The sequence below is a fragment of the Candidatus Methylomirabilota bacterium genome (assembly GCA_036001065.1).
GTDB lineage: Bacteria > Methylomirabilota > Methylomirabilia > Rokubacteriales > CSP1-6 > MNEF01.
The window spans coordinates 1-10114 of record DASYUQ010000064.1; the positions used below are offsets into that span (position 1 = coordinate 1).

General features: G+C 68.1%; 11 protein-coding genes. 1 reads left to right on the forward strand and 10 read right to left on the reverse strand.

Annotated features, from left to right (window positions below):
* From VGV13_05590 to VGV13_05625, 8 genes are all read right to left on the reverse strand, one after another.
* Window positions 1-347: hypothetical protein (locus tag VGV13_05590; GenBank protein ID HEV8640552.1), on the reverse strand; the 347-nt coding region annotated here is incomplete at its 3' end.
* 108 nt (window positions 348-455) lie between these two features.
* On the reverse strand, window positions 456-1547 hold the full coding sequence (locus VGV13_05595) for an LLM class flavin-dependent oxidoreductase (GenBank protein HEV8640553.1): 1092 nt from the start codon (window positions 1545-1547) through the stop codon (window positions 456-458).
* An 8-nt stretch (window positions 1548-1555) separates the two neighbouring features.
* Window positions 1556-2248 (reverse strand): ABC transporter ATP-binding protein, encoded by a 693-nt coding sequence (locus VGV13_05600; protein HEV8640554.1) that lies wholly within the window; start codon window positions 2246-2248, stop codon window positions 1556-1558.
* A complete protein-coding gene (locus VGV13_05605) occupies window positions 2241-2984 on the reverse strand; it encodes an ABC transporter ATP-binding protein (GenBank protein HEV8640555.1) in 744 nt (247 codons plus the stop codon). Before VGV13_05605 ends, VGV13_05600 begins: the two co-directional genes overlap by 8 nt.
* Before the next feature lie 118 nt (window positions 2985-3102).
* Window positions 3103-4356 carry an ABC transporter substrate-binding protein gene (locus tag VGV13_05610; protein HEV8640556.1) on the reverse strand — a complete coding sequence of 418 codons (1254 nt, stop codon included), beginning with the start codon at window positions 4354-4356 and terminating at the stop codon, window positions 3103-3105.
* Window positions 4357-4372: 16 nt separating this feature from the next.
* A complete protein-coding gene (locus VGV13_05615) occupies window positions 4373-5296 on the reverse strand; it encodes a branched-chain amino acid ABC transporter permease (GenBank protein HEV8640557.1) in 924 nt (307 codons plus the stop codon).
* A 127-nt stretch (window positions 5297-5423) separates the two neighbouring features.
* Entirely contained in the window at window positions 5424-6284 is an 861-nt protein-coding gene (locus VGV13_05620; protein HEV8640558.1) for a branched-chain amino acid ABC transporter permease, read from the reverse strand.
* Window positions 6281-7282: an amidohydrolase family protein gene (locus VGV13_05625; protein HEV8640559.1), complete on the reverse strand. Its 1002-nt coding sequence runs from the start codon at window positions 7280-7282 to the stop codon at window positions 6281-6283. Before VGV13_05625 ends, VGV13_05620 begins: the two co-directional genes overlap by 4 nt.
* A gap of 77 nt (window positions 7283-7359) precedes the next feature.
* Here VGV13_05625 and VGV13_05630 point away from each other — a divergent pair, with 77 nt between their 5' ends.
* Window positions 7360-8232, forward strand: coding sequence for a polysaccharide deacetylase family protein (locus tag VGV13_05630; GenBank protein ID HEV8640560.1), 873 nt, complete (start codon window positions 7360-7362; stop codon window positions 8230-8232).
* 107 nt (window positions 8233-8339) lie between these two features.
* On the opposite strand, the gene VGV13_05635 is transcribed toward VGV13_05630, so the two are convergent.
* Both VGV13_05635 and VGV13_05640 read right to left on the reverse strand, forming a co-directional pair.
* Complete coding sequence (locus VGV13_05635) at window positions 8340-8663, reverse strand: hypothetical protein (GenBank protein HEV8640561.1); 324 nt, start codon at window positions 8661-8663, stop codon at window positions 8340-8342.
* Window positions 8664-8671: 8 nt separating this feature from the next.
* The coding region (locus VGV13_05640; protein HEV8640562.1) for a hypothetical protein at window positions 8672-10114 on the reverse strand (1443 nt) is incomplete at its 5' end.

Sequence of the window (10114 nt, forward strand, 5' to 3'; positions counted from 1 at the left end):
TTTGCCGCCAGCTTCTCCGACAGGTGTCGAAGGAGTAGAAGATCGAGCCGCTCAAGCCACTGGCAGAGCTTTCCGAAGAGCTCCTGCAAGGCGCCCTCGAACTCTGGGACGTGAACGGGCCCGCCGACGCTGATAAGCGACACGTCACTCGTCATTCTAGGGTCGCCGGGTTTGGTGCTGCCCTGAAAGTACACCACATCGGTGTAGTGAGTCAGTCGTTGACGGATGCCAGTATCTCGCTTGAAGCCGTGAATCCACCACGAGTCGTCGCGATCCAGCTCGGCGAACAGTTCGTGCAATGGTGCTGGCGCCTGAACCTCGCCGTCGTTCAGCATTCTCTTGAGCATGCCGAATCCATCTGGTTCTTTCGCCTCTGTTCCGTCATACGCGAGGATGAGTGGGATGACACGCGCCAACGGAGGGTAAGAGATGAGCTGGTCTTGGGCTGATACTGATCATCTTGCTCGTGCTGGCGCTGACCCGTCGCCTCTGAACCGCGGCATCACCTCGCGCGCGAAGAGCTCCATGGAGCGGCGGACCTTGTCCTGGGCGAGGCCCCCGAAGCTCATCCAGCAGAGCAGCTGCCCCACACCCATCGCGCGCATCGCCTCGATCTTGGCAGCCACCGTGTCGGGCGAACCGAAGGCCAACGTCTCGCGGACCAGATCCTCCCAGTTGATCTTGCCGAGGCGCTCGGCCATGGCCCGAAAGCCGGCCTGCAGAGCCGGATGGGCGTCCTCGATCCGCTCGGGGATCACGAAGCGGCGGAAGGCCTCCTGGTACCAGAGCTCGGCGGCTTTCGCCTCCTGCTGGGCCTGGGCATCGGTGGGCGCCACGTAGATGTGGCGGGAGACTCCCCAGTCCCCCAGCAGCCCGGCGATCTCGCTCGGGCTCCGCCCGGCCTTCTCCAGCGCCGCCACGTAGGTGTCGCGCTGGGTCACGAGCTGCTCGACCCCGCCCCGCAGCATCGAGTTCAGCATCGGCCACCCGCGCAGCGCGGTGTTCTCGATCGTGTCCTTGGAGACGCAGACCTGGTAGAGGGGCGGATGCGGCCGCTGCAGGGGCTTGGGGATCACCTCGACGTTCTGAAACGAGAAGAACCGTCCCTGGAAGCTGAAGCGGGGCTCGGTCCAGGCCCGCACCACGACCTCCAGGGCCTCGTCCATGCGCTCGCGGTTCTCGATCTGGGGCACGCCGTAGCCGGCGAACTCCACCGGGCGGTTGCCGCGCCCGATGCCCACGTCCAGCCGGCCCTGGGAGATGATGTCCACCAGGGCCATCTGCTCGGCCAGGCGGATGGGATGATGGAAGGGCAGGATGGCGGCGGCCAGCCCGATCCGCACCCGCCGGGTTCGGGCGGCGATCGCCGCGGCCAGCGTGGCCGGATCCACCGAGAGCCCGTAGTCGATGAAGTGGTGCTCGGTGAGCCAGACCGCGTCGAACCCAAGCTCTTCCGCCCACTCCGCCTGCTGGAGCTCGTTGTGGATGATGTCTCGGTGGCGCAGCTGCGGCGGCGCCTGGAAGAAATAGTAGGTCCCGAAGCGCATAGCCATCGTTAGACCCCAAGATACCGCGACTGGATCTCGTGGTTCGCCGAGAGTTCCGGGGGCGTCGCGGAGTATACGATCTGGCCCCGGCTCAACACGTGCACGCGGTCGGCGACCGCCAGCGCCATCGGCATGTTCTGCTCGACGAGCAAGATGGAGAGCCCCTCGCGCTTGAGCTCCGCGATGACGCGCCCCACCTCGCGGACCAGCAGCGGCGCCAGCCCCTCGGTCGGCTCGTCCATGAGGAGCAGGTCGGGGTTGGTCATGAGCGCACGCCCGATGGCCAGCATCTGCTGCTCGCCGCCCGAGAGCTTGTTGGCCCGGTTGCCGGCGCGCTCTTGCAAGCGCGGGAACAGCTCGTGCACCTTGGCCAGCGTCCAGCGCCCGCCGTTGGCGCGGGCGGCGACCTCGAGGTTCTCGCGCACGGTCAGTGACGGGAACACGCGCCGCCCCTGCGGCACCAGCCCCATGCCGCGCTCGACGGCCCGGAAGGGGGGCCAGCGCGTGATGTCCTCGCCCTTGAAGCGGATCGTGCCCTGCCGGGCCGGCGTGAAGCCGATCACCGACCGGATGAGCGTCGTCTTGCCCATCCCGTTGCGCCCGAGGATGGTGACGATCTCCCCCGGGCCCACCGCCAGCGACACGCCGTGGAGCACGTGGCTCTCGCCGTAGTAGGTGTGAACGCCGGCGATCTCAAGCACCGAGGTAGATCTCGCGCACCAGCGGGTTGGCCTTGATTTCCTCCCGGGGACCATCGGCGATGACGCGCCCGTAGTGCAGCACGGTGACGTGCTGGGCGATCTCCAGCGCGATGTCCATGTCGTGCTCGATGATGAGCACGGTGATGGCGGGATCGAGCCGCCGCAGCAGATCGGCCATGAGGTGCGACTCGGCCGGGGAGAGCCCGGCCGTCGGCTCGTCGAGCAGCAGCACGCGCGGCCGGCCGGCCAGTGCCAGCGCGATCTCCAGCTGCCGCTGCTCGCCGTGGGAGAGGTTGCGCACCATCGAGGCCGCCCGATCGGCGAGCCCCACCGCTGCCAACCCTTCCCGCGCGCGCTCCTCCAGCGCGCGGTACCCCGCCAGGGGCCGCAGCATGGAGAACTTGACGGCCGTCAGAGCCTGGACGGCGAGCAGGCAGTTCTCGAGCACGGTGAGGGTCGGGAAGAGGTTGGTGATCTGGAACGTCCGGGCCAGCCCCAGCCCGGCGCGCCGGTGCGGCGCCACCCGGGTGACGTCGCGCTCGAAGAGGCGGATGGTGCCCGACGTCACCGGCAGCTCGCCCGAGATGAGGTTGAAGAGCGTCGTCTTGCCGGCGCCGTTGGGGCCGATCAGCGCGCGCCGCTCGCCCGGGCGCACGGCCAGCGCGATGCCGTCGACGGCGCGGAGCCCGCCGAACGCCTTGGAGACCCCATCGAGCCTCAGTGCCAGCTCACCCACCGGCGGCCTTCGCGCGGGCTTCGAGCGCGGGATTCGCGCGGTTCGAGCGCCGGCTTGGCCGGCGCAATCCTGTCCTGGGGGGAGGTTTCGGAAGGGGGGCGAAGCCCCCCTCCGAGGATTAACAGTGCTTGCACGGCGGGTAGTCGCGCGTGTAGAGCGGCATCTTCAGAAACTCCTCGGGGTTGTATTTCCAGAACTGGCTGACCGCCGGGAAGGTCGCGACGACGGTGTTCTGCAGCTTGCCGCCCACCCTCTCCACCTTTCGGACATAGATGTTCTGGATCGGGTTGCCCCACTGGTCGATCTTCACCGGTCCGCGGGGGAAGTCCTTGAGGTCCACCTTGCGCAGCGCGGCCAGGAACGTCTCGCGATCCTCGACCTTGCCGGCGACGGCCTTGATCGCCTCCACGATCCACCGGGCGTTGGTGTAGCACGTCTCGGCGTAGTAGGAGGGGACCTTGCCGGCCTTGGCCTCGAAGGCCTTGGCGAACTTCTGATTCACCGGGTTGTCGAGGGCCGCCGAGTAGTGGAGCGCGCTGATGGTGCCGAGCGCCTCGTCGCCCATCTGCGGGAGCACCGACTCGTCGACCGTGGTGCCGTTGGAGAGCAGCGGCACGCGCGCCTTCAGCCCGGCGTCCTCGTACTGCTTGACGAACTGCAGGGCCAGCTTGCCGAAGAAGACGCCGAAGACGGCGTCGGCGTCCCGCTTGACCTGGGCCAGGAACGGCGAGAAGTCGTTGGTGTTCAGCGGCGCCCAGATCTTCTGGATGATCTGCCCGCCATTCTCCTCGAAGGTCCTCTGGAACCCCCCGACGGATTCCCATCCGAAGGCGTAGTCGGCGCCGATGGTGGCGATCTTGCGGTACTTCGTGTTCTTGTAGATCCAGTCACCGAGGACGTGCATGGACTGGCTCGAGTTCCAGCCCGTGCGCACGACCCACTTGGCGGGCTTGCGCTGGGTGAGGTCGTCGGAGGACATCACCGGGTACGTGGTCGGGATCTTCTGCGCGTCGACGAAGGGGTGCAGCGCATAGCCGGTGGATGCGAGCAGGCCGCCGGTGAGGATGTGCACGCGATCCTGGTCCACGAGCTTGCGGGCCTTGGTGAGGGCCGTCTGGGTGTTCCCCTCGGTGTCATCGATGATGAGCTCGATCTTCCGCCCCGCGACCTGGCGGCCGATCTCGTCCAGGTAGAGCTCGGTTCCGTTCACCATGTCCTTGCCGAGCGCCGAGGCGGCCCCGGTGAGCGGCGCCAGCAGGCCGATCTTGATGGGGCCGCTTTGGGCCCGGGCTGCGGACGGCGCGCTCAGCGCGGCGCCCAGGCCGGTCAGCAGCGCGGCCAACGTGAGGAGTGCCAGAGCACGACGAGTCATGACGGTCCTCCTTTACTCAGTGACGCTGGCCGCGGAAGGCGCCGGCCAGCCCGCGGGGGGCGAAGAGGATGACGCCGATATAGACGGCGCCCAGGATGAGCAGCCACCGCTTGGTGTACACGCTGACGAAGTTCTTGAGGAAGACGATGAGGGCGGCGCCGAGGGCGGGGCCGGCGAGCGTGCCGGGCCCGCCGAGGGCGACCATCAGGAGGGTCTCGACCGACGTGACCAGCTGGACGTCCACGGGGCTCACGAAGCCGTTGTAGTAGGCCCACAGCACGCCGGCCAGGCCGGCGAAGGTCCCCGAGATGACGAACGACAGGTACTTGTGCAGCCACACGTTGTAGCCGAGGATCCGCATGCGCGATTCGCTCTCGCGGATGCCCTTGAGGCTCATGCCGAACGGCGACACGACGAGCAGGCCCATGAGGACCCAGGCCAGCACCGCCGTCACCAGCGAGAAGTAGAAGAAGGGAAGCGGCCCCCAGAGGCTCCAGGGCAGCCCCAGCTCCGGGCGCGGCACCCCGGAGATGCCGTTGTCGCCCTTGGTGAGGCTCACCCACCGGAACGCGAGCCCCCAGACCACCATCCCCAGCGCCAGGGTGATCATGAGGAAGTAGGTGCCCGAGGCGCGGATGGCGATCAGCCCGAAGGCGGCGGCGGTGACGGCCGCGGCGATGATCCCCACGACCAGGCAGGTGGCGAACCCCGCCTGATGCTCGGTGGCGAGGATCGCCACGGCGTAGGCGGCGACGCCGAAGTAGGCGGCGTGGCCGAGCGAGGGCAGCCCGGTGTAGCCGAGGAGCACGTCGAGGCTCATGGCCAGGATCGCCACGATGAACGCCTGGGTGAGCAGCGTGAGCGGGTAGGCCGGCAGCACGGGCCCGGTGGCCGCCGCCAGCAGGACGATGAGGCCCACGCCTGCGACGCGCCGGCTCATAGATCGGAGGGGGCCTCGGCGGCCCCCTCCGAGGCCTCCCCCAGCACCGATTGCGCCGGCAAAGCCGGCGCTAGAAGGAGCACGGTCGGCTTGCGATACCCCGCTTCGGTTGACATGCGCCGGCTCATCAGACGCGGCCGAAGAGCCCGGTGGGCTTGAGCGCCAGGATCAGCGCCATGGGGGCGAACAGCGTGAAGTACGACAGCTCCGGGAAGAGGGCCTTGCCGAAGTTGTCGAGCAGCCCCACTAGGAGACTCCCCACCATCGCGCCGGGCAGGCTGCCGAGACCGCCGACGATCACGACGACGAACGCGTAGGGGAGCACCTCGAAGTCGGCGCCCGGGTACACGCCCAGGAAGGCGCCGCCGATGACGCCGCCCATGGCGGCCAGGCCGGCGCCCAGCGCGAAGACGACGAGGGACAGGAGGGGCACGTTGATGCCCACCCCCTGGGCCATCTCCGCGTCGTCCACCGCCGCGCGGATGCGGGCGCCCGCGCGCGTGCGATCGAGCGCGAGCCAGAGGAGGGTGGCCACCACCGCCGCCACGACCACGATGAAGGCCCGGTAGGTGGGGAAGCTCAGCGCGCCCGCCCGCAGCACGCCGCGGAGCGGACCCGGCACGGGAATCGTGTAGGGGTCGCCGCCCCAGATGAGCAGCGCCGCGTCCTGAAAGATCAGCGCGAAGCCGATCGTCATCAGCACCTGGCCCAGCACCTGCCCGGCCAGCCGGCGGAGGAACAGCCGCTCCATCGCGATGCCGATCAGCCCGATGGCCAGGGCGCCGGCCAGCACCGCGGCGGCGAAGCTCTCGGTGCGCCACACCACCGAGAGCCCGACGTAGCCGCCGAGCATGAAGTACGAGCCGTGGGCCAGGTTGACGATCCGCATGACGCCGAAGATGAGCGACAGCCCGCTGGCGAGCAGGAAGAGGAGCGCGCCGTACGACAGGCCGTTGAACGTCTGGATGATCCAGAACTCGGCGGTCACGCCAGTCCGAGCAGGCGCGCGGCGTTGCCGCGGAGGATGCGCGCCTGGTCCGCCGCCTTGAGCCCGAGCCGCTTGGTGACGATGTCGCGCGGCCGCTCGTAGCCCATGTCGAAGCAGAAATCGCTCCCCACCATCACGCGGTCGGCGCCCACGAGGTCCACCAGGTAGCGCAGCGCCTCCGGGGAGTGGGTGATGGTGTCGTAGGTGAAGCGGCGGAGGTAGGCGCCGAAGGGCCGGCGCGCGCGATCGCGCGCCTCCGAGCGCACGCGCTGCCCGTGCTGGAGGCGGCCGTAGAGGTACGGCAGCGCCCCGCCCCCGTGAGGCAGGCATATTTGAAGGCGCGGGAAGCGGTCGAGCACGCCCCCGAAGACGAGGTGGGCGGCGGCGACGGCCGTGTCGAACGGGTTGCCCAGCAGGTTGCTCAGGTAAAAGGGCCCCAGGCGCGCCGCGCCCACCACGTTGATCGGGTGGAGCAGCACGGGCAGCTCGTACTCCTGACAGCGCTCGAAGACCGGCCCGAAGGCCGGATCACTGAGCTCGCGGCCGTTGACGTTGGTACCGAGATAGACGGCGCGGACGCCGGGCAGCCGGGCGGCGCGCTCCAGCTCGGTGACGGCCAGCGTGGGATCTTGTAGGGGCAGCGTCGCGCAGCCGACGAAGCGGTCGGGGTGCGCGGTGTGCGCCTCGGCGATGGCGTCGTTGAAAGTCTGGGCCAGGCGCTTGGCCAGGCCGCTGCCGGCGAAGTAGACCATGGGGACGGTCAGCGAGAGCGCCTGGACGGCGATGCCCGTGCGGTTCATCGCCTTCAGGCGGAGCTCGAGGTCGATGAATGCGGGTTCCAGCGGCGCGGTAGGGGCGCCGGCGATCACGATGACCGGCCCGGCGGGGTTCGTGCGATCGAGACGCGCGCCGGCGGCCGCGCCCTCGTGTTCGAGGAGTCTCAGGTAGCTTTCGGGAAAGAAGTGCGCGTGGATGTCGATGCCAGGGGGCGGCGTCACGGGGGAGGATTGTACTATAGCCGCCTGGAGCCGCGCGTGAAACTCCCGGCCCGCCGGGCCCGTTCAAGGAGGCGCCTGTGAAGCTGCCCCACGAACGCTTCGACTACTCGCCGATCGCCGGCCGCCGGCGCTGGACGCTGCCCAAAGGCGCCCGGATCGCCGTCTGGACCATCGTCAACGTCGAGGAGTGGAGCATCGAGAAGGCGATGCCCCGCCAGTACCTGTCCACGCCCCAGGGGGTGGCGGTCGTCCCCGACGTCCCCAACTGGGCCTGGCACGACTACGGCATGCGGGTCGGCTTCTGGCGCCTGCTCGACGCGTTACAGAAGCGGAAGATCCGGGCCACCACCGCCATCAACGCCAACGTGTGCAACTCCTACCCGCCGGTCGCCAGGGCCATGCTGGAGGCCGGCTGGGAGTTCATGGGCCACGGCGTCGTGCAGGGCGCGATGCACCTGCTGCCGGACCAGCGGGAGGCGATCCGACAAGCGATCTCTATCTTGCAGAAGTTCACCGACAAGAAGCCCAAGGGGTGGCTCGGTCCCGGGCTCACCGAGACCTGGGAGACGCTCGATCTGCTCGCCCAGGAGGGGATCGAGTACGTCTCGGACTGGGTGAACGACGATCAGCCCTACGAGCTCCGGACCACGGCGGGCCCCCTGGTGTCGGTGCCCTACACGGTCGAGCTGAACGACATCCCGATGATGATCATCCAGCACCACGCCTCGTCGGAGTGGCTGCAGCGCTGCCGGGACCAGTTCGACCGCCTCTACGCCGAGGGGGCGCGAAATCCACGAGTGATGGCCATCGCCGTGCACCCCTACATCCACGGCGTGCCGCACCGGATCAAGTACTTCGAGGCGGTCTACGACTACATCCGCCGGCACAAGGGCGTCTGGATGACGACGGGCGAGGAGATCTACGAGTGGTACAAGGCGCACAAGTGGTGAGGCGAGGCGCGGGTCGTCCGCCTAGTGCCGTTCCAACTTGTTGGTACTAACTCTGGCCAGGAACGACGTACACGGTGCCTTCCTAGGCGCGAATAGTTGGAACGGCACTAGCGGCCGACTCGGCGCCAGAGGTTGGGAACGATGCTGACCTTGACATCGACGACCTCCTGGCCTTGAACTCTCAGCCGCTGTTTCTCGTCGTCCGTCAAGGTCCGCCGAACCACGAGAACGTCATCCCGCACCTCCTGGACGACGCCGACTCCGGGAATCTCGTCCCCTTCGCCGACGTCGGCGTGCTGCCCTTGACGCTCGATCCAGCCTCGCCTCTCCACTCCCGTGACCTGGCCCCAGTAATGAAGCTCCTGCGCGCCGAGTGGCGGGGCCGCGAGGAGCGCGGTGGCGGCGACGGTCAAAAGTCTGATCGCGTTCATGACGCCTCCTACGGTGCTGCCAACGTTCCATCGATCCGGATCAGGTTCGGTGATGCGTTGAAGGAAGCGCCCAGACATTGAGTGAACCGCCCAGGTTTCGCGAGAAAGAGCACAATGTCAGTGGCTGTGACGCCCCGATACGTGAACGAGGTCCTGAATTGGTGGGCCACGTTTCCGTCCGGCAGAAGGATGAGGCGATTGATGTTCGCGGCAAAGGGGATGCTCATCACGAGATTCGGGAAGGTGGGCGTCAGCGTGTTTCCGCGATCCACGACGCGACCGATTCGCCAGGCGACCGTGTAGAAGGGCTCGTCCTGGAGGACGGAATAGCGGATGTACTGCGCTGACGTGCGTTGCGGGAGCGCGAAGTCGAACCGGCTCTCCGAGGGGGTCGGGGCCGCGAAGAAGCTGAGCGCCTTGGTGAAGATCCCGTCCAGCTCATCATCGGGGCCGAAGAGATCCTGCTGGCCGTCCGCGTTCACATCGCGCGGTTGAGGATTGCTCGAATCGAACGGAAGAAACGGATCGAAGGGCGGGAAGTGGGTGAAATCCGACACGTGGGCCAGGCTGCCGTTGAAGCAGTCGTAGTCGGTGGCGTTGACGATCGGGATGGAATCGGGCTCGAAGAGATCCTTGCCACCGACCGCGACCGCGTCCTGTTCCAGGCCCAGCGGGCCCCGATAGACCACCGTCAGGAATATGTCGGCGGCGTTCGTCGGGATGGGGCTGTTGCTGAAGTCGAAGTTCAGCTCCGTGAAGTCCCGGGTCAGCGTCACCGTTTGCGGGGCCGAGGCCGCGACCACGGGCGCCGACAGATCGGCCTCGGGGCGCACGAGCAGATTCACGCCGGCAGCGGTACGGTATCGAACGACCGCCCTCAGCTCTCCGGCTTGACCCGCGGGAACGTCTTCCGGGAGGGTCGGGTCTGACCCGAGCCCCGACACATTGCGCACCTTGAAGCGCAGCCTCGTGAACGCGCCCGCGTTGCCCTCCTGGAAGCCCGTGAGGCCGTACACGTGCCGGTCCGGCGGGGCGATCTCGAGGCGCCCCCGGAAGAAGTAGTCGATCAGCGCCGAGGCGTAGCCGATGGCGCGGGGCAGCAGGTGCGCCGCGTAGTCGCCAAAGACCAAGTCGTCGAGCACGTGCCGGGTGACGAACGGGGGCGTGACGCGAGAGAACAGGCCCTCGGCGACCATGTGGGTGACGGGAACACCGTCACCGGTCTTCGTCAGGTACTGGCGCCGGCTCCCGGTCGGCGGATAGACCTCGATGGGACCGGGGACGAGCCGGTCCAGCGCCGGCAGTGGCAGCTCGGGGTTCACGAAGGCCCGGGGCGCCATCGTATCGTCGCTGAAGAAGTTCGCGCTGGTGAACTCGGAGAGACCGAAGAGGGCGCCGGTGACCGTGTCCGGCGGGTTGGTGCCGTCGTAGCGGTCGGCGTCCCAGAGCCG

Excerpts from the sequence above, each read along its gene's own strand:
- VGV13_05595 (HEV8640553.1), bottom strand. The coding sequence starts at position 1,547 with ATGCGCTTCGGGACCTACTATTTCTTCCAGGCGCCGCCGCAGCTGCGC.
- VGV13_05615 (HEV8640557.1), bottom strand. The coding sequence starts at position 5,296 with ATGAGCCGGCGCGTCGCAGGCGTGGGCCTCATCGTCCTGCTGGCGGCG.
- VGV13_05610 (HEV8640556.1), bottom strand. The coding sequence starts at position 4,356 with ATGACTCGTCGTGCTCTGGCACTCCTCACGTTGGCCGCGCTGCTGACC.
- VGV13_05635 (HEV8640561.1), bottom strand. The coding sequence starts at position 8,663 with ATGAACGCGATCAGACTTTTGACCGTCGCCGCCACCGCGCTCCTCGCG.